The organism is Sphingomonas sp., assembly GCF_024508665.1.
Classification (GTDB): Bacteria; Pseudomonadota; Alphaproteobacteria; order Sphingomonadales; family Sphingomonadaceae; genus Sphingomonas.
In genome coordinates this window covers 169,565-187,980 of record NZ_JANINP010000006.1, presented here as the reverse complement: position 1 = coordinate 187,980, position 18,416 = coordinate 169,565, and the positions used below count along the sequence as shown (strand labels likewise).

Here is an 18,416-nt window from a genome sequence, read left to right as displayed (position 1 = left end):
AAGTCGTAGGGCATTGCCCATGTCTCAGGCGGATCTCCTCATCCTCGGCGGCGGGCTGGTCGGCAGCGCGCTTGCGGTCGCGGCCGACGCGCATGGCATCACCAGCATCGTGGTTGATCCCGCCGATCCGGCGGTGATCACCGCGGCCGGGTTCGACGGACGCGCCTCGGCGATCGCCAGCGCGCCGATGAACATGCTGCGTGCGATCGGGGTCGCCGACCGGCTGGCGGGCAAGGGTTGCCCGATCGAGGGAATCCGCGTGTCCGACGGCCTCGAGCCGGGCGCGCTCGATTTCGTGCCGCAGGACGGCGAGTCCGCGCTCGGCACGATGTTCGAGAATCGCGATCTCCGTACCGCCTTGCTCGACGCTGCCGGCGCGGCACCCGGCGTCGACCTCCGGATGCAGACGCGCGCTGCGGCGGTCGACCGCGACGAAGCAGGCGTCCGCGCGGCTCTGAGCGACGGCAGCGAGGTGCGTGCGTCGCTGCTGATCGGGGCGGAAGGGCGCAATTCGCCGACGCGCGAGGCGGCGGGGCTCAACGTCGCGCGCTGGACTTACGACCATGTCGCTTTGGTCACCTCGATCGGGCACGAGCACAGCCACGACAATGTCGCCTACGAGATCTTCTATCCCGAAGGCCCGTTCGCCATCCTGCCGCTCAACGACGACGAACGCGGGCATCGCTCGGCGATCGTCTGGTCGGTGCGCGGTGCGCAGGGGCCGGGCATGCAGAAGCTCGGCGATCGCGGCTACATGGCCGAACTCGATCGCAAGATGGGCGGTTTCCTCGGACAGATCACCTGGCTCGGCCCGCGTTTCGCCTATCCGCTGGGCTTCCATCACGCCGCGACGATCACCGCGGAGCGGCTGGCGCTGGTCGGCGACGCCGCGCACGGCATCCACCCGATCGCCGGCCAGGGCGTGAACGTCGGCTTCCGCGACGTCGCCGCGTTGGTGGAAGTGCTGGTCGACGGCAAGCGGATCGGGCTCGATGTCGGCGACCGCGCGCTGCTGAAGCGCTACGAACGGTGGCGCAGCCTCGATACCTTCATGGTCGCGGCGGCGACTGACGGACTGACCCGATTGTTCGGTATTCCCGGCAAGACCGCCAGCGCGGTGCGGCGGTTCGGGCTATCCGCGGTGCAGCACGCGCCGGCGCTCAAGGATCGCTTCATTGCCGAGGCACGCGGCGAATCGGGCGCGTTGCCCAAGCTGCTCGCGGGGCTGACGGTTTAGGGATCCGACCCCAGGCAGCGTCTCACAACCGCGAGATCAGCCGCTTGAACGAAGCATGGTCGCTACCCTGGTCGCCATCACCACCGCATAGCTCTTCGAGCTTCGCCTTGATTTGTTCGAGTTCCTGTTGCGACAAATGCTCGATCCCGACGAACTCGTTGCGTGGCCCCTTGAGCGCGCGGATCAGTTCGTCGAGCTTGGCCTGGATCGCCGATCCGTCGCGATTCTGGGCATTCTGGATCAGGAACACCATCAGGAAGGTGACGATGGTGGTGCCGGTGTTGATGATCAGCTGCCAGGTGTCCGAATAGTGAAAGATCGGCCCGGTCACGCCCCAGACGATGATCACCGCAAGCGCCAGCATGAAGGCCGGGGGGCGTCCGGTCCAGCTCGCGACCTTGCCCGCGATCGTCTCGAAAATGCGTTCCATCCGCCGTTCCTCTTGAACCGGCGACAAGGACTGCCACTTTCCGCCCTTCCCCGCTATGGCAGAGGTCATGACCCAGATAAGCGTCGCCGCGCTCCAGCTCGCCTTCTCCAACGATATCGAGGCGAATATCGCCAACGTCTCCCGCATGGTCCGCGAGGCGGCGGGTAGAGGCGCGCAAGTGATCCTTCCGCCCGAATTGTTCGAAGGCGAATATTTCTGCCGCGTCGAGGATGAGGGGCTGTTCGCCAATGCGCGGCCGACTGCCGAGCATCGCGCGGTCCAGGCGATGCAGGCGCTCGCCGCCGAACTCAAGGTGTGGATTCCGACCAGTTTCTTCGAGGCCGACGGCCCGCATCACTATAACAGCCTGGCCATGGTCGATCCCGATGGCAAGGTCGCCGGCGTCTATCGCAAGAGCCATATTCCCGATGGTCCGGGTTACGAGGAGAAATTCTATTTCCGCCCCGGCAACACCGGCTTCAAGGTGTGGGACGGACCGTCGGCCAAGCTCGGCGTCGGCGTGTGCTGGGACCAATGGTATCCCGAAACCGCACGCGCGATGATACTGATGGGCGCGGAAATCCTGTTCTATCCGACCGCGATCGGCAGCGAGCCGCATGACGAGGGCCTCGATACCGCGCGGCTATGGCGCCGGGCGATGGTGGGGCACGCAGTGTCCAACGTGGTACCGGTGGTCGCCGCCAATCGCGTCGGTACCGAACATGGCCAGACCTTCTACGGCACCAGCTTCATCACCGATGAGCGCGGCGACATCCTCGCCGAACTCGACCGTGAGGAAGAGGGCGTGATCACCGCGACGCTCGACCTCGATCGCGTCAAGCGTCACCGCGCCGCCTTCGGTTTCTTCCGCGACCGTCGCCCCGAATTGTACGGCAGGCTGGTCCAGGACATCTGATCGTCCCGATTTTGGAGCCGGGCGCCGCGAGGTGACGGCGCCCGACGGCATTCAGGCAGCGACCGCCATCCGCGGCGTGCCGAGCGCCTTTTGCCATGCCGGCAGCAGCGCGATCGTGTCGTAGAAGCGCTGCACATTGGGATAGGCGTCGAAGTCGATCGGCATCGCATCGCGATACGGCTCGGCCGAGGCGATCGCCAAGTCGGCGAAGCTTAGCATGTCGCCCAGCATGAACGCGCGCGTCGCGAGATGCGCGTCGAGCACCGGCAGCAGGCGCGCCGCTTGTACCAGTGCATCGTCGACCAGCGGCTGGTTGGTCTCGCCCCAGCCCAATTGCGGCCGCACGACCGATTCGAAGAAGATCGTGCCGAGCGCCTTGTTGTAATGCACGCCTTCCCAAAGCAGCCAGCGCGCCATGTCCGCGCGCTCGCGGCGCCCGATCGGCAGCATCGCACTGCCCTCGGCAAGATAGACGCCGATCGCGTTCGATTCCCACAGCACGAAATCGCCATCGACCAGGGTCGGAGCGAGACGATTGGGGTTGGTCGCGGCATAGGCGTCGGACTGGACCTGCTCGACGGTCATGGCGTGGATCTCGACCGGCAGGTCGAGATGGTGGATCAGCGCCAAAACCTTGCGGGAATTGAGCGATTTGGTCAGCGCATAGAGTTTCATGTCAGTCTCCGTAGAACGGGGCAGCCCAACGCCGCCCGCTATCGCCAAGGACGGAGGCTCGGCGAAAAAGGATTCGCGCGGCCGAATCTTTTTCGGGGCCGCCATCGTCTATCCCGATAGAAGACAGGCGGATGGCGAGAGACATGACGGACGAGCAGGATCGGGCCCGGGTCGAGGCAATGTTGGTCGAGCTGCGACCGGCGCTGCATCGTTATGCCGCGCGCATGGTGGGATCGGTGCTCGACGGCGAGGATGTCGTCCAGGACGCGATCGCGCGCGCCATGGCCGCGCTCGACCGGACGCCGCCCGAGGGAGATGGCACGGCCTGGGCGTTCCGCATCGCGCACAATGCCGCGATCGACCATTTGCGGGCGCGCGCCCGCCGCGCCGGCGAACAGGAGATCCAGGAGGAGGATATGGTCTCGGAGGGTGACGAGGCCGCGCGCCGGGTTGCCGCCGGCGCCGCGCTGGCGGTCTTCATGCACCTGCCGCCGCTGCAGCGCGGGACCGTGATCCTGAAGGATGTGCTGGGCTATTCGAACGATGAAGCGGCGGGGATTCTCGACACCACCCTGGCGGCGACCAAGGCAGCGCTGCATCGCGGCCGGGCGCGTTTGCGTGTACTGGCCGACACGCCGCCATCCTCGCCGCCCGCCGATCCCGGCGACGTGATCCGCCTGCAGACCTATGTCGACCGGTTCAATGCGCGCGATTTCGACGCGATTCGCGCGATGCTGGCCGATGACGTGCGGTTCGACCTGGTGGCGCGCATGACGCGCGGCCGCGCGGCGTTCGAAACCTATTTCACGCGTTATACCGAAATGACGTCATGGCGCCTCTCGGTCGGCATGATCGAAGGTCGCTCCGCGGCGATCGTCCATGATCCCGCCGATCCGGCGGGGCCGCCGACCGGACTGATCGTGATCGACTGGGCCGACGGCCGCATCGTCCGCCTGCGCGATTTCCATCACGCGCGCTACGTGCTTCGCGACGCGGTAATCTCGCCGCTTACGTAAAGTGCCCTCCGGCTGATCGGCCTTCAGCGCTTCCGCTTGGCCTTGGGCGCCGCTTTGGGCCGCGATTTGCCGCGTCGGAGCAGGAACGCAGCCAGCCCGCCGATCGCTGCGACCCCGGCGGCGGCGATAGCGCCGCCGACCAGTAGCATACGCGGCGGCCCGGACGGGTCCTCTGACTCGGATTCGGGAGCGGGCAACGGCGCGGCGTGATGTTCGTGCGGCGGCTCGGCGATCGGATAAGGCGACTGATTGTCGGGCGGGACGGGCGGTTCGTGGGTCATGCCCGAAACAACCGACGACCGCGGCCGAAGTTCAACCAAGCCCCGCTAGATATGCAACCATAGGGTTGCATATCTCGAAAAAGGCAACTATTAGGTTGCCTGTCATGCCGACAGACGACGACATCTTCAGGGCCTTGGCCGATCCCAGCAGACGGCGACTGCTCGATCGCTTGCATGCGGCCGACGGCCAGTCGCTCGGCGACTTGTGCGCAGGCCTCGCCATGACGCGCCAGGCTGTGGCGAAACATCTCGCCATCCTGGAGGCCGCCAATCTCGTCGTCGCGGTCCGGCAGGGCCGGGAAAAGCACCATTTCATCAACCGCGTGCCGATCAACGAAATCGCTGAACGCTGGATCGGCAAGTTCGATCAGCCGCGCCTGAGCGCGCTATCCGCGCTCAAGCGAAATCTCGAAGGAGACAACAATGACTGACCATGCGCAGAGCAGCTTCGTCTACGTGACCTACGTCAAAACCAGCCCGGACCGGCTGTGGGAAGCGCTGATCGACCCCGATTTCGTCGCGCAATATTGGCTCGGCAATCGGCCGGAGGCGGATTGGCGGCTCGGCGGCAGCTGGAAACTGCTGTTCCCAGACGGTCGCATCGCCGATCAGGGCGAGATCGTCGCGTTCGAACCGGCGAAGCGCCTCGGCATCCGCTGGCGCAACGAATGGAAGCCCGAGTTCAATGCCGAGGGCTATTCGGTCTGCATGATGGAATTGGAACCGGTCGGAGACGGCGTGAAGCTCAGCGTCACGCACAGCATCGAGCGCGCCGATTCGCAGTTCATCGCCGCGGTATCCGGCGGCTGGCCGAAAATCCTCTCCAATCTGAAATCACTGATCGAAACCGGGACGGTGGTGCTGCCCAACAAGCCCTGATCGGATGGTCAGGCGCCGCGCAATGCGATCGCCCGCGCGAACACCGCCTCGAACATCTCGGCGGTCAGGCGGCCGGTATTCGTATTGTAGCGCGAGCAATGATAGCTATCGATCAGCATCCGGCCATCGGGCACGCGATGTTCGGCAAGATGGGCGAAGCGGCATTTGGGAAGCTTGCCGCCCAGCACCTTGACCGCCGATTGATGCGCGATCTGGCCGAGCGCAATGAAGACACGCGCCTTGGGAAGAGCATCGACCTGCCCCTCCAGGAATGGACGGCAGGCGCGAATCTCCTCGGGAGTCGGCTTGTTCTCCGGCGGCAGACATTTGACCGAATTGCAGATGATCACACCCTCTAGCGTCAGCCCGTCATCGGGGCGCGATTGATAGGTGCCGCGGGTGAAGCCGAACTTGGCGAGCGTCGCGAACAACAGGTCGCCGGCATAATCGCCGGTGAACGGCCGTCCGGTGCGATTGGCGCCGTTCTTGCCCGGCGCGAGCCCGACGATGCACAGCCAGCCATCGGGATCGCCGAACGCCGGCACCGGGGCGTTCCACCAATCGGGTTGCTCGGCCCGCAATTGCTCGCGGAACGTCACCAGGCGCGGGCAGCGCGGGCAATCGTGCGGCGGTTCGGTGTCGGGGATCGGGCCGGGTGCAAAGTCCATGCGCTTGCGGTAGGCGCGGTGGCGTCATGCCGTCCAGTTATGTCATTGCCTTGGGTTCCAACCGCCGCGGCCGCCACGGCGCGCCCGCCGACGAGGTGCGCGCGGCGCTGGCGGCAATCGGTGGCGATGTCGTCGTGACGTCGCCATTCATCACGACCCCACCACTCGGCCCGGCGCGGCGCCGTTTCGTCAATGCCGCGGCGCTGATCGAGAGCGACGACAGCCCGCCCGAAATGCTCGCACGGCTGAAGGCGATCGAGGCCGCGTTCGGGCGGAGGCGCGGGCAGCGCTGGACCGATCGCGTGATCGACCTCGACATCGTCCTGTGGTCGGGCGGTTCTTGGTCGAGCGACGGATTGACCGTGCCCCATCCCGAATTCCGCCGGCGCGACTTCGTGCTCCGGCCGCTTGCCGCGGTCGTCCCCAATTGGCGCGACCCCGTTACCGGGCTGACAATCCGTCAGTTGGCGGCACGCCTGTTCTAGAAGCTGCGCGCGCTTCCCACCGACGCGATCGCGGCGCCGAACAGAACCAGCCACAACAGACAGACAATCAACGCGAGCCCGCCAGTCACCAGCCCACCGATCGCAAGCCCCTTGCTGGTGGTGCTCTTCAGTCCGATTCCACCGGTGATGAGCGCGGCGGGCGCGAGCAGCCAGGAGATCAGCCCGATGATCGGAATAATCGAACAGACCAGCCCCAATATGCCGAGCACCAGCGACGCGGTCGCCGCACCCGACCCGTCGGAGGCCATGGGTTCGGGATAATAAGGAACCGGGCGCACCGACGGGCGCATCGGATCGGGATCGCTGGCCATGATGCCCCTTATCGCTGCAATTCGGCATGGCTAGCGGCGGCCGCGCCCGATGCCAAGCCGCGCAATGGTTGACCCGGCGCGCCCCTACCCCTAAGCGCCGCGACGCTGGGGTCCGTAGCTCAGTCGGTAGAGCAAGCGACTTTTAATCGAGAGGTCCCGGGTTCGAATCCCGGCGGACCCACCAGCATTTCCTGCAGCGACGTGTTGCCTTCCTCTCCCCTTGCGGGAGAGGGATACAGAGACTTGGGTCCATAAGGACCCTAGTCGGAGTTGGGAGAGGGTGCGGTCGCAACGCGACCGCGCGGAGCTTCGCTCCGCTTCCCTTTCCAAGCTCCGCTAGCGAGCAAGCTCGCAAGCTTCGCTATCCTCTCCCGCAAGGGGAGAGGATTTTGGGTGACTCACCCCCGTTCCGCCAACTTGCGCTCCCACGCCAGCGCGTCGCGCACGATGCGGTCGAGATCGTCATACTGCGGCCGCCACGGCAAGGTCGCCAGGATGCGGCGATTGTCCGACACCAATTCGGCCGGATCGCCCGCGCGGCGTCCCTGCAGCACGCGCTTGACCTCGTGATTGGTGACGCGGTCGACGGCGTCGAGCACCTGCAGCACCGAATAGCCGTGCCCGTAACCAGCGTTCATCGTCAGGCTTTCGCTGGGCTCGGCAATCAACCGGTCGAGCGCATGGACATGCGCGGCGGCAAGATCGCTGACATGGATATAGTCGCGCACCCCGGTACCGTCGGCGGTCGCGAAATCGGTGCCGAACACGCCGACATGGTCGCGCTTGCCGGTCGCCGCCTCGACCGCGACCTTGATCAAATGGGTGGCGCCCGCGGTCGACTGGCCCGACCGGCCCTGCGGATCGGCGCCGGCGACGTTGAAATAGCGCAGCGCGCAATAATTGATCGGGTGTGCGGCGGCGACGTCCTTCAGCATCGCCTCGGTCATCAATTTGGACATGCCGTACGGATTGATCGGCAGCTTGGGATCTTCCTCGGCCACCGGCACGCGCTCGGGCGTGCCATAGGTCGCCGCGGTCGAGCTGAAGATGAAGTGCTTGACGCCCGATACCACCGCGCTCTCGATCAGCGCGCGGCTCGCGACGGTGTTGTTGCGGTAATATTTGAGCGGATTCTCGACCGATTCGGGCACCACCACCGATCCCGCGAAATGCATCACTGCCAGGACGTCATGCTCCCGCATCGCGGCGCGGACCTTGTCGTCATCCTCGATATTCGCGACGACCAATGTGGCGCGCGGATCGACCGCCCAGTCGAACCCGGTGACGAGATTGTCGACCACGACGACGTCCCAGCCGGCATCGAGCAAAGCCAGCACCGCGTGGCTGCCGATATAACCCGCGCCGCCCGTCACCAGCACCTTGCCTTTGCTCATGCGCAATCCTTTTCAGTTTTGGTTCAGCACAGCTGAACCGGTTGCGGGCCGGCACCGATTTCAGCGCAGCTGAAACCAACACAGGCGTGCCTCTTTGCCGCCGCGCGCGCCGTACCTATGTTTAGGCCAACTTGAAAAGGGAGTGAGACGAATGTCCCTCGAATATGCGACGCTTGCCGGCGGCTGTTTCTGGTGCACCGAGGCGGTGTATAACGACGTGATCGGCGTCGAGAGTGTCGAAAGCGGGTATATCGGCGGCACGGTCGCCAACCCGACCTACAAACAGGTATGCGGCGGCGACACCGGCCATGCCGAGGCGATCCGCGTCGGCTTCGATCCTGCGCAGATCTCCTACGCCGACCTGCTCGACATCTTTTTCGCGACGCACGATCCGACCACGCTCAATCGCCAGGGCAATGACGTCGGCACGCAATATCGCTCGGCGATCTTCCCGCACGATGCGGCGCAGGAGGCAGAGGCCAAGGCGGCCATCGCGCGCAACGCGGCCAATTGGCCCGACCCGATCGTGACGACGATCGAGCCGCTCGGCGAATGGTACCCGGCCGAGGATTACCACCAGGAATATTGGGAAGGCGAAGGCCAGCGCAATCCGTACTGTCTGGCGGTGATCCCGCCCAAGCTGAAGAAGCTCCGCAAGAGCTTCGCGGCGCGGTCGAAAGCGGAAACGGCGGCGGCGTGACCGATCTCCCCTCTCTGCTTGCAGGGAGGGGCTGGGGGTGGGTGCGCGCGTCTGCGCGCCAGAAGAATCATCCTCCGCATCGGCAAAATAGCGGCAGACGAGGCATCGAGCCTCGCCTGCCGCTATACCCACCCCTTGATTCCCTCCCTAAAAGGGAGGGGAAATCGGGAGTTACAGCGCCGCCCCTTCCACCGGCGGCCTGACCGTCGCGTCGGCGCCGAGCGCCTTGTAGACGACGCCGCCCAAAATCCCGCCGATCAACGGCGCGACCCAGAACACCCAGAGCTGCTCGATCGCCCAGCCGCCGACGACCAATGCCTGGCCGGTCGAGCGCGCCGGATTGACCGACGTATTGGTCACCGGGATCGAGACGAGGTGGATCAAGGTCAGTGCGAGCCCGATCGCGATCGGCGCGAACCCGGCCGGCGCGCGTGTATCGGTCGCGCCCATGATCACGACCAGGAACATGAAGGTCATGACGATCTCCATGGTGACGCCGGCGACCAGCGAATAATGGCCGGGCGAATGCTCGCCGAAGCCGTTGGTGGCGAACCCGCCCAGCTCCCAGCCCGGCTGTCCCGAGGCGATGAAATAGAGCAGATAGGCGGCGATCACCGCGCCCAGCACTTGCGCGATGACGTAGAGCGGGATGTCCTTGCCGGGGAAGCGTCCGCCGGCCCATAGACCGAGCGTCACCGCCGGGTTGAGGTGACAACCCGATATATGTCCGATCGTATAGGCCATGGTCAGTACGGTCAGGCCGAACGCCAAAGCGACGCCGGCAAAGCCGATGCCGCTGGCGGGGAAGTTACAGGCCAGGACCGCGGCGCCGCAGCCGCCGAAAACGAGCCAGAACGTGCCGATCAGCTCGGCCAATCCGCGTTGGATGTTCGTCATACGCCCCTCTCCTTGTTCGTGCCGCCTGTACGGAACGAGTGCCGGGACGGCCCGATGGGTGCGGAGACTAAACCTCGTTTCGCGAGTGTAAAGACTTAAACGCTTGTTTTGCAGTCATTCCCGATGCGATGCGCGGCGCAGCCGGTCGTTGATCGCGACGCCGATCCCCTCATTGGGCACCGGCGCGACCGCAATTCTGGGCCGCGACGAGGCATCGCCCCGGTGCAGCGCGTCGAACAGATTGGCCGCCGCCTCGGCCATATCGCCGCTCGGCGAGAGATTGTCGTCGCCCCCGGTCGCGCCGAAGCCGATCATCCATTCGTCCTCGGCGGCGCGCGGCGCGTCGATCCGCAAAGGCTTGCGCGGCGCATAATGGGCGAGCAGCTGTCCGGGCGATTCGATCGTCTCGGGCGGGCCGTCGTCCTCGCCGGTATCGAAGCGATCGAGCTTCACGCCGGGCCGGGTGATCGCCGCGCGCACCTCGTCGATCGTGACCGGTCCGTGGCGCAAGATGCGCGTCATGCCGAACACTTCGCGGACGATGGTCGATTCGATGCCCTGGCTGGTCGGCCCGTCGTCGAGAATCAGCGGGATGCGGCCGTCGAGGCTGGCCGCGACATGTTCGGCGCGCGTCGGGCTGATCGATCCCGACGCGTTGGCCGAAGGTGCGGCGAGCGGACGCCCGCTCGCCTCCAGCAGCGCTCGCATCGCGCGGTGGCGCGGCACGCGGATCGCGATCGTCTCCAGCCCCGCGGTGACCAGCGAGGCGATCTGCGCCGACGGCTTGAGCGGCAGGACCAGGGTCAGCGGCCCCGGCCAGAAGGCCTCGGCGAGCGTGTCGGCGCGCCGATCGAACGCCGCCAGCTTCTTCGCCTCGGCGATATCAGGGACGTGGACGATCAGCGGATTGAAGCTCGGCCGCCCCTTGGCCGCATAGACGGCGGTGACCGCGGCGGCGTTGGTCGCGTCGGCGGCCAGGCCATAGACCGTCTCGGTCGGCACCGCGACGCAGGCGCCTTGCCGGATCAGCGCCGCCGCTTCGGCGACAGAATCGGCTCCGTAACGTAAAATGCGGGTGAGTTGCGCGGCCATGGCGGGGGGCTATAGCGCGTCGGATCAGGAGAGGAAGCCGCATGCCCTTCAATCCCGCCGTTCGTGAGCAGCGTTTCGTGCTCGATCATGTCGCCCAGCTGGCCGCTCTCGCCGCGACCGAGCGCTTCGCCGATGCGACGCCCGATCTGGTCGACGCGGTGCTCGAAGGCGCCGGCGCGTTCGCCGCGGGCGAATGGGCGCCGCTGGCGCGTGCGGGCGATACCGACGGTCCCAAATGGACTCCCGAGGGCGTGAAGATGCCGGCCGGCTATCCGGAAGCTTATAAGGCCTATGTCGAGGGCGGCTGGGGCACGATCGGCGCGCCCGGCGATTTCGGCGGGCAGGGCCTGCCCTTCGTTCTATCGAGCGCAGTGCTCGAAACGCTCGGCAGCGCGAATATGGGCTTTGCGCTGGCCCCGACCTTGACCGTCGGTGCGATCGAGGCGCTGCTCCACCACGGCACGCCCGAACAGCGGGCAGCCTATCTCCCGCATCTCGCGACCGGCGAATGGACCGGCACGATGAACCTGACCGAGCCCCAGGCAGGGTCGGATGTCGGCGCGCTGCGCAGCCGCGCCGAACCGGCGGGCGACGGCAAGTGGAAGATTTCGGGGACCAAGATCTTCATCTCGTTCGGCGACCACGACATGGCCGACAATATCGTCCACCTCGTCCTCGCCCGCACGCCGGGTGCGCCCGAGGGGACGCGCGGCATCTCGCTGTTCCTGGTCCCCAAATATCGGCTCGATGCCGATGGCAGGCCTGGCGCGTTCAACGATGTCCGCGTCGTCTCGATCGAACACAAGATGGGCCTGCACGCTTCTCCCACCTGCGTACTGTCGTTCGGCGACAATGGCGATTGTATCGGCGAGCTGATCGGTGCGGAGAATGCCGGCATGCGCGCGATGTTCACGATGATGAACAATGCCCGCCTCAACGTCGGTCTGCAGGGCGTTCAGGTGGCCGAGGCCGCGACGCAGAAAGCAGTCGATTATGCCCGCGAGCGCATCCAGTCGGCGCGCGCCGGTTCGGCCGACAAGTCTCCGGTCGCGATCGTCGAGCACCCCGATGTGCGCCGCATGCTGATGCGGATGAAGGCGCAGACCCAGGCAGCACGCGCGCTCGTCTATCTCGCGGCGGGCATGGTGGACCGCGCCGGCCTGGGCGATGAAACGGCCAAGGATCGGCTCGAAATCCTGACTCCGCTGGCCAAGGCGCACGGCACCGATCTTGGCAACGAGGTCGCGAGCCTGGGCGTGCAGGTCCATGGCGGCATGGGCTATATCGAGGAGACCGGCGCGGCGCAGTTCTTCCGCGATGCCCGCATCACCCCGATCTACGAAGGGACCAACGGCATCCAGGCCGCCGACTTGGTCGGACGCAAGCTCGGCCTGTCGAACGGAGCGGCGTTCGCGACGCTCATCGCCGACATGCGCGCCGAGGCCGAGGATTCGGCGCTGCGCATGCTGATCGACGCCTGTGACGAAATCGGGCGGCGGCTGGCGACGGCCGATGCCGACGATCGGCTCGCGGCGAGCTATCCGTTTCTGACGATGCTGTCGGTCGCGGTCTGCGGCTGGCTGATGGAGCGTCAGGGACGTGCGGCGGCCGATGGCGATGACGATTTCCTGCGCATGAAGCGCGCGGTGTGTGGCTTTTATGTCGCGCAGATCGTACCCGAGGCGCTCGGCCTCCACGCCGCGGCGACCGCGCCGGCATCTTCATTGTACCAACTGCCGGCGGAGCTGTTCGCCGCATGAGTTTCGATCTCGACGCCTATTTCGAGCGCATCCGCCTCGGCGAGCGTCCAGCCTGCGACCTCGACGGGCTGGCGACCGTGCAGCGCGCGCATCGCCTCGCCATTCCGTTCGAGAATCTCGACATCCGGCTCGGCCGCGGGATCGCGATCGACAGCGACTCGGTCTTCGCCAAGCTCGTGACGCGGCGGCGCGGCGGCTATTGCTTCGAGCAGAACCGGTTGTTCTGCGACGCGCTGACCGCGCTCGGCTTCGCCGTCCGTCCGTTGCTCGCGCGCGTCTGGTTCGGTGCCGAGGCGACGCCGGGGCGCACCCACATGCTGCTCCTGGTGACGATCGATGGCCAGGACTGGATCGCCGATGCCGGGTTCGGCGGCAGCTATTCGCCCGTGATGCCGCTGATCGATGGCGCCGAGGCGACCGCGCCCGACGGCGCGCGCTATCGGCTGCTTCACGACGACCGCGGCTGGGTATTGTCGCGCCACGGCAATCCGGCAGCCACAGACGGGCGCGTGGAGAGCGACGGCTGGGTCGAACAATATAGCTTCACGCTCGACATGGTGCCGCCGATCGACTTCGAAATGTCCAACCATTGGACCGCGACCGCACCGGGGACGCGTTTCGTCGACCTCAACGTGGTCAGCATCGTCCTGCCGCACGGTTTCGCCGCGCTAACCGACCGCGACTATCGCCGCCACTCGGCCGGCGAGGACACGGCCGGAACGATCGACGACCCGCGCGTCTATCGCATGCGGCTGAGCCTGCTGTTCGGGATCGACCTGAGCGAGGAGGAAGTCGCTCGGCTGGGATTGTTCTAGGGCGGATCGACATTCAGATAATCCTCCCCCGCCAGGGGGAGGTGTCAGGCGGGCCTGGCGGAGGGGGAGGAAGCACGACGGCTCATGGGTCGCCGTCCGCCCCCTCCGTCGACCTACGGCCGCCACCTCCCCCTGGCGGGGGAGGATTGAAAAGAGCCGACATGCTCCGCCTGAGTCGATTGGCCTCAGGGAGTCGCGTCGTGACGCGGCAGGTGCAAAACCCGGCCGCCGATGCGTTCGCGACGAGGATAGGCGATGTGGATCACCTCGACGACCTTCGGATTGAAGCGTTGATCGAACACCATTTCGCCGCGGTCGCCATCGGTGACGAAAAATCCGAATTTGCGTTCCTCGATCAGCGTGACGAATTTGGCTTCGTCATAGCGTCCGGCGCTGCCGAGCTCGGCAATGATGGACGGCTCCCAACGCATGGCTTGCCCCGCCCTGATCAAGAGGGTGGCGTCGTCGGAAATCACCGGCCGTTTCGCCTGACGGATGCGATCGACGATCACGTCGAGCGCTCGCTGCTGAGCGTGGACGGCGCCCTGGTCGGGCAAAAGCCCTGCTCCTGCGGTTTGCAGCGGCAGAACGATGCCGGCCAGGCCCAACAGGATCGCATTCGGTTTCGCATGCAAGCCTAACGCCGCGCGCAGCACCGGCACCATCGCGATCCCGAAAAATATGGCGAGCTCGGAAAACCAATCGATCAGGTAATTGTCGCTCGCGCCCGATTTCAAGATCGCCGGCAGCATCAGCGTCTTGCAGCCCAAGGTCGCGGCGACGACCGCGATTGCGACATTTTTCGGATCGGTGGCGAGCCACGCCTTCAGATCGCGCCACCGCCGCACGCCCGAGAGGCGCAAGCTGTCGAATAGGCCGAAGAGCGCGATCCCGATCACCGCGACATTGGCCAGCAGCACGGTGCCGAACGCGAGCGCGTGATCCCAGATGATGCGGTTGATGTTGTACGAAACGATATTGAGCAGAAAGCCGCCCTGGGTCATGGCTTCCAGCACCCCAAGGACCGCTAGACCGCTGCCGACCGAAACGGCTGCCATCAGCCAGGCCCGGGCAGGACGTACCGCGAGCAGGACCAGAAACGCACCCGCCGGCGCCGGCAGGCTCGTCTGGCGGGTGTAAAGCGCCAGCGTGAAGAGGAGGCCCGCGGCGATACAGGCGACAATCGACCGGGGGGCATGAATCGCCAGCAGCATGCCCCCGAGCGAAAAAGCGCAGGCCAACAGGTCGATCCGCATCAACAGCGACCATTCCCCGACCAGCGGCAGCGTAAGGAACGCCAATCCCGCGACGGTCGCGGCGGCGACGACCACTCTCCGCTTCTCGCCGGCAAGGACATTGGCCGTCAGCCGGGCGATGAGCAGCGCGGAGGCGATCGCCGATGCCAGTGATACGAGCCGTCCGGCGTAGAGCTCATCGATCCCGGTGATCCGCGCGACACCTGCCGCGCAAAGATGGAAGACGGGCGGGTATTCATAGGCGATCGCGGGATAGATCCCGATCGCCCGGTAGCCCTCGCCCTGGACGATGTTGCGCATCTGTTGCCAGACGACGCCTTCGCCATAGTCGAAGGCGTAGGGAAAGCTGAGCGCGACGGAAGCGTGTGCGGTCAATCGCACGAGCCCGGCGAGGAACACCGCCGCCAGAATGGCGATCGCCGCGCGACTGACCAGGATCGTGCCGGGGTTGAGCGCTGCGGTTAATCCGCTTCCCGTTTCCCGCCCCGCCATGGCCAGCTAATTACCGGCAGCTCTCGCCAGGTCAAAGCGGATCGTCGTGAAGGCGTCGGGATGGGACGCAACGCCGCGGGTTGGACGGCCTTAACGAGATGTATTGGATGATCGTAAGGGTTAGAGCCCAGCCGAAGATTCAGGCGCGTTCGCGTTCCAGCAGATCGGCGGCGTCGAGTCCGAGCAGGTCGATATACTCGGCGATGCGCGGCCATTGCTGGGTCACGAAGCGGTCGCGCTCGGCGACGCGTAGCTTTTCCGCCGCGCCGGGCAGGACGAACATGCCGACGCCGCGCCGCACCTCGACATAACCGTCGTCCTGGAAACTCTGATAGGCCTTGGCGACGGTCAGCGGGTTGGCGCCATGTTCGGCCGCGAGTGCGCGGACCGACGGCAATTGGTCGCCCGCCCGATATTCGCCCCGCAGGATCGCCGCCGAGATCGTGCCCCTCAGCCGGATGTAGACCGGGCTGTCGTCATTGCTAAGTGCCATGGTGCACTAATACAGCAACGGCCAAAAGAGTCCAGTCAATTACCCTTGCCACGTTGAAATAATCTTTTGCGGATCGGGTCGCGGCCTTTCTTCTAGTTGCTTTGCCGGCGTTCCCAGGAAGATATACCCGGCGATCCGTTCGGGTTCCGCGCCGAACGCATCGCGGACCGCGTCCGAATAGGCCGCCCAGCCGGTCAGCCAGCCGCCGGCGAAGCCCAGAGCATGCGCGGCGTGAAGCAGGTTCATGCACGCCGCGCCCGCCGACAATTGCTGCTCCCATAAAGGAATATGGCTTTCGACCTTGGGCGACGACAGCACCACCACCAAAGTCGGCGCCTGGGTCGCGAATTGCTCGAGCGCCTCGATCTCCAGCCGCGCCGCCTGCGGCCGCTCGGCGCGATAGGCAGTGGTGATCGTCTCCGCCAGCGCCGCGCGCTTGTCGGCGGGAACGATCACGAACCGCCACGGTGCGAGCTTGCCATGGTCGGGCGTGCGCGCCGCGATCTCCAGGATCTGCTGCAGCTGGGCATCATCGGGCCCCGGCGCGACGAGATCGCGCGGCTTGCCCGACCGGCGGGTCGACAGCAGCGACAGCGGAGTGGAAAGGTCGTTGAACATGGCCGCCATCTAGGAGCGCGTGCGCGCACCGGCAACGGCGGCCGGCGGCTATCCCCGGTATATTTACTCCCCCCGCTTTGCCGCTAGTCTCCGCTCATCCATCCGCCGCGTACTCAGACGGCGGAAGCAAGACTTCAGGGAGCGAATGCATGGTGGACACCCCGACCGCGGACAATCCGCGCGAGCCGGACATTACCCACACCAACCCCGCGGCAGAGGGGACGTGGTTCGGCCATCCCAAGCCCCTCTTCTGGCTGTTCGGCACCGAGATGTGGGAGCGGTTCGGCTTTTACGGCATGCGGGCGCTGCTCACGCTCTACCTCACCAAGCATTTCATTCTCGGCGACCGTGCTTCTACCGGCCTGTACGGCGGCTATACCGCGTTGGTCTATCTGACCCCGCTGGTCGGCGGCCTGCTCGCCGACCAATATCTCGGCTCGAAACGCGCGGTACGCTTCGGCGCGCTGATGATGGCGATCGGCTATTTCACCCTCGCTTTCGGTGGCCAGCCGGCCAAGCCCTATCAGGTGATCGACGGCAAGAAGTATGAAGTGGTCGTCGATCACTTCCGCGACGCACCGACCAGCGATCCGGCCGAGGCGCGTTATCTGGTCGATAACGGCAAGAAGCTCGCGATGCGCGGCAATGAGGACGGCAGCATGTCGCTGCTCGGCGCGGACGGCAAGGAAGTCCGCCGTCTCGCCAAGGGTAGCTTCGTCGAGGAAGCCGAGCGCAGCCCGCTCCTGACCATGATCCTGTTGATGGCGCTGTCCTTGGTCTCGGTCGGCAACGGCTTCTTCAAGCCCAATATCTCGACCATGGTCGGCGAGCTCTACGAGCAAGGCGACCGCCGCCGCGATGCCGGCTTCACGATCTTCTATATGGGGATCAACACCGGCTCGATCCTCGGCCAGTTCCTCTGCGCGTTCTTCGCCGACAGTTTCGGCTGGCCGCTCGGGCTCGGCCTCGCCGGCGTGGCGATGGTGATCTCGTTCTTCATGATCAGCTATCACGGCGGCCGGCTCGACCCTTATGGCAACCCGCCCGCCAGGACCGGGCCCGATCGCGCGATGCTGATCTATGCGCTGGCGATCCTGGCCGTGCCGGTGATCTATTTCCTCTTCGTCAATCTGATGCAGGCGGAAAAGCCGCCGGAAGGATCGGGCTTCATCGGCTATCTCGCGTCACTTCCGCTGACGGGGAAATTGCTGTTCGGGACGTTCATCCTCTCGGTGCCGGGCATCCTGATCTGGTCATTCATCAAGGGCAGCAAGGTGGAAGGCCAGATGATGCTCGCCGCGATGGTGCTGATCGTGTTCAACGTCGTGTTCTGGACCTTGTTCGAGCAGGCGGGGTCGAGCCTGACCCTGTTCGCCGATCGCAATACCGATCGCACGATCATCGGCGACTGGGTGATGTCGGCGCCACAGACGCAGAATTTCAACCCGATCTCGATCGTGCTGCTGGCGCCGGTGCTGAGCGCTTTCTGGGGCTGGCTCGCGCGCCGCGGCTGGGAGCCGTCGATCCCGATCAAGTTCGCCGCCGCGCTGATGGGCGTGGGGGCCGGCTTCCTGTTCCTGGTCTGGGGATCGACCTTCGCCGACAGCAGCTTCAAGGTAGGTTTGTGGTGGCTCGCCGGGCTCTACGTGATCCACTCGATCGCCGAATTGTGCATCTCGCCGGTGGGCCTGTCGATGATCACCAAGCTCTCCATCGCGCGGGTCGTCGGGTTGATGATGGGCGTGTGGTTCCTGTCGATCTCCGTCGCGCAATATGTCGCCGGCCTGGTCGCGCAATTTGCCAGCGTCGAGACGGTGGGCGGGCAGGCGACCAACCTAAAGGTCAGCCTGGATACCTATACCCACACCTTCACGGTGATCGCGCTCGTCGCGATCGGCCTCGGCGTATTGCTGCTGTTGCTGTCCTGGCCGCTCAAGAAGTGGATGCACGGCGTCCAGTGATGTTCTAGCCTCTCCCTCG

At 65.7% G+C, this 18,416-nt stretch carries 21 protein-coding genes and 1 tRNA gene; 11 read left to right on the top strand and 11 right to left on the bottom strand.

Annotated features, from left to right (window positions below; all coding sequences use genetic code 11):
• Nucleotides 1-19 precede the first annotated feature (19 nt).
• Complete coding sequence (locus tag Q0L25_RS09690; protein WP_296613738.1) at nt 20-1,237, top strand: FAD-dependent monooxygenase; 1,218 nt, start codon at nt 20-22, stop codon at nt 1,235-1,237.
• 22 nt (nt 1,238-1,259) lie between these two features.
• Here Q0L25_RS09690 and Q0L25_RS09685 read toward each other — a convergent pair whose 3' ends face one another.
• On the bottom strand, nt 1,260-1,667 hold the full coding sequence (locus Q0L25_RS09685) for a low affinity iron permease family protein (protein ID WP_296613737.1): 408 nt from the start codon (nt 1,665-1,667) through the stop codon (nt 1,260-1,262).
• Nucleotides 1,668-1,734: 67 nt separating this feature from the next.
• On the opposite strand from Q0L25_RS09685, the gene aguB reads away from it, so the two are divergent.
• Complete coding sequence (gene aguB / locus Q0L25_RS09680; protein ID WP_296613735.1) at nt 1,735-2,583, top strand: N-carbamoylputrescine amidase; 849 nt, start codon at nt 1,735-1,737, stop codon at nt 2,581-2,583.
• Between the two features lie 51 nt (nt 2,584-2,634).
• Here the strand turns inward: aguB and Q0L25_RS09675 are convergent, their stop codons facing one another.
• Complete coding sequence (locus Q0L25_RS09675) at nt 2,635-3,258, bottom strand: glutathione S-transferase family protein (RefSeq protein WP_296613733.1); 624 nt, start codon at nt 3,256-3,258, stop codon at nt 2,635-2,637.
• Nucleotides 3,259-3,401: 143 nt separating this feature from the next.
• Between Q0L25_RS09675 and Q0L25_RS09670 the strand changes: the two genes are divergently transcribed.
• A complete protein-coding gene (locus Q0L25_RS09670) occupies nt 3,402-4,274 on the top strand; it encodes a sigma-70 family RNA polymerase sigma factor (protein ID WP_296613731.1) in 873 nt (290 codons plus the stop codon).
• A 23-nt stretch (nt 4,275-4,297) separates the two neighbouring features.
• Here Q0L25_RS09670 and Q0L25_RS09665 read toward each other — a convergent pair whose 3' ends face one another.
• Nucleotides 4,298-4,555 (bottom strand): hypothetical protein, encoded by a 258-nt coding sequence (locus Q0L25_RS09665; protein WP_296613729.1) that lies wholly within the window; start codon nt 4,553-4,555, stop codon nt 4,298-4,300.
• 104 nt (nt 4,556-4,659) lie between these two features.
• On the opposite strand from Q0L25_RS09665, the gene Q0L25_RS09660 reads away from it, so the two are divergent.
• The gene (locus Q0L25_RS09660) at nt 4,660-4,986 is read left to right on the top strand and encodes a helix-turn-helix transcriptional regulator (RefSeq protein WP_296613727.1); all 327 of its coding nucleotides are present in this window, start codon (nt 4,660-4,662) and stop codon (nt 4,984-4,986) included.
• Nucleotides 4,979-5,434 (top strand): SRPBCC family protein, encoded by a 456-nt coding sequence (locus Q0L25_RS09655; RefSeq protein WP_066590492.1) that lies wholly within the window; start codon nt 4,979-4,981, stop codon nt 5,432-5,434. Before Q0L25_RS09660 ends, Q0L25_RS09655 begins: the two co-directional genes overlap by 8 nt.
• 8 nt (nt 5,435-5,442) lie before the next feature.
• Here the strand turns inward: Q0L25_RS09655 and Q0L25_RS09650 are convergent, their stop codons facing one another.
• Nucleotides 5,443-6,102, bottom strand: coding sequence for a uracil-DNA glycosylase (locus Q0L25_RS09650; protein ID WP_296613724.1), 660 nt, complete (start codon nt 6,100-6,102; stop codon nt 5,443-5,445).
• A gap of 26 nt (nt 6,103-6,128) precedes the next feature.
• Here Q0L25_RS09650 and folK point away from each other — a divergent pair, with 26 nt between their 5' ends.
• Complete coding sequence (gene folK, locus Q0L25_RS09645) at nt 6,129-6,587, top strand: 2-amino-4-hydroxy-6-hydroxymethyldihydropteridine diphosphokinase (RefSeq protein WP_296613722.1); 459 nt, start codon at nt 6,129-6,131, stop codon at nt 6,585-6,587.
• Here folK and Q0L25_RS09640 read toward each other — a convergent pair.
• Nucleotides 6,584-6,919 carry a hypothetical protein gene (locus Q0L25_RS09640; RefSeq protein ID WP_296613720.1) on the bottom strand — a complete coding sequence of 112 codons (336 nt, stop codon included), beginning with the start codon at nt 6,917-6,919 and terminating at the stop codon, nt 6,584-6,586. The genes folK and Q0L25_RS09640 overlap by 4 nt on opposite strands.
• 108 nt (nt 6,920-7,027) lie before the next feature.
• Between Q0L25_RS09640 and Q0L25_RS09635 the strand changes: the two genes are divergently transcribed.
• Nucleotides 7,028-7,103: transfer RNA gene (locus Q0L25_RS09635), tRNA-Lys, on the top strand.
• Nucleotides 7,104-7,317: 214 nt separating this feature from the next.
• On the opposite strand, the gene galE is transcribed toward Q0L25_RS09635, so the two are convergent.
• Entirely contained in the window at nt 7,318-8,313 is a 996-nt protein-coding gene (galE, locus tag Q0L25_RS09630; protein WP_296613718.1) for a UDP-glucose 4-epimerase GalE, read from the bottom strand.
• Between the two features lie 151 nt (nt 8,314-8,464).
• Between galE and msrA the strand changes: the two genes are divergently transcribed.
• Nucleotides 8,465-9,013 (top strand): peptide-methionine (S)-S-oxide reductase MsrA, encoded by a 549-nt coding sequence (msrA, locus tag Q0L25_RS09625; protein WP_296613716.1) that lies wholly within the window; start codon nt 8,465-8,467, stop codon nt 9,011-9,013.
• Nucleotides 9,014-9,184: 171 nt separating this feature from the next.
• On the opposite strand, the gene aqpZ is transcribed toward msrA, so the two are convergent.
• The gene (gene aqpZ / locus Q0L25_RS09620) at nt 9,185-9,910 is read right to left on the bottom strand and encodes an aquaporin Z (protein WP_296613714.1); all 726 of its coding nucleotides are present in this window, start codon (nt 9,908-9,910) and stop codon (nt 9,185-9,187) included.
• Between the two features lie 114 nt (nt 9,911-10,024).
• On the bottom strand, nt 10,025-11,002 hold the full coding sequence (locus Q0L25_RS09615) for an L-threonylcarbamoyladenylate synthase (RefSeq protein ID WP_296613713.1): 978 nt from the start codon (nt 11,000-11,002) through the stop codon (nt 10,025-10,027).
• A gap of 41 nt (nt 11,003-11,043) precedes the next feature.
• Between Q0L25_RS09615 and Q0L25_RS09610 the strand changes: the two genes are divergently transcribed.
• Together Q0L25_RS09610 and Q0L25_RS09605 are read left to right on the top strand one after the other, a co-directional pair.
• Nucleotides 11,044-12,762, top strand: a complete 1,719-nt coding sequence (locus Q0L25_RS09610) for an acyl-CoA dehydrogenase (protein ID WP_296613711.1) — start codon at nt 11,044-11,046, stop codon at nt 12,760-12,762.
• Complete coding sequence (locus tag Q0L25_RS09605) at nt 12,759-13,577, top strand: arylamine N-acetyltransferase (protein WP_296613709.1); 819 nt, start codon at nt 12,759-12,761, stop codon at nt 13,575-13,577. The genes Q0L25_RS09610 and Q0L25_RS09605 overlap by 4 nt, the downstream gene beginning before the upstream one ends.
• Before the next feature lie 185 nt (nt 13,578-13,762).
• Here the strand turns inward: Q0L25_RS09605 and Q0L25_RS09600 are convergent, their stop codons facing one another.
• From Q0L25_RS09600 to Q0L25_RS09590, 3 genes are all read right to left on the bottom strand, one after another.
• Complete coding sequence (locus Q0L25_RS09600; RefSeq protein WP_296613707.1) at nt 13,763-15,325, bottom strand: hypothetical protein; 1,563 nt, start codon at nt 15,323-15,325, stop codon at nt 13,763-13,765.
• Nucleotides 15,326-15,464: 139 nt separating this feature from the next.
• The gene (locus Q0L25_RS09595; protein WP_296613705.1) at nt 15,465-15,818 is read right to left on the bottom strand and encodes a GntR family transcriptional regulator; all 354 of its coding nucleotides are present in this window, start codon (nt 15,816-15,818) and stop codon (nt 15,465-15,467) included.
• 39 nt (nt 15,819-15,857) lie between these two features.
• Entirely contained in the window at nt 15,858-16,436 is a 579-nt protein-coding gene (locus Q0L25_RS09590; protein WP_296613703.1) for a nitroreductase, read from the bottom strand.
• Between the two features lie 149 nt (nt 16,437-16,585).
• Between Q0L25_RS09590 and Q0L25_RS09585 the strand changes: the two genes are divergently transcribed.
• Nucleotides 16,586-18,397, top strand: coding sequence for a peptide MFS transporter (locus Q0L25_RS09585; protein ID WP_296613702.1), 1,812 nt, complete (start codon nt 16,586-16,588; stop codon nt 18,395-18,397).
• Nucleotides 18,398-18,416: the final 19 nt, after the last annotated feature.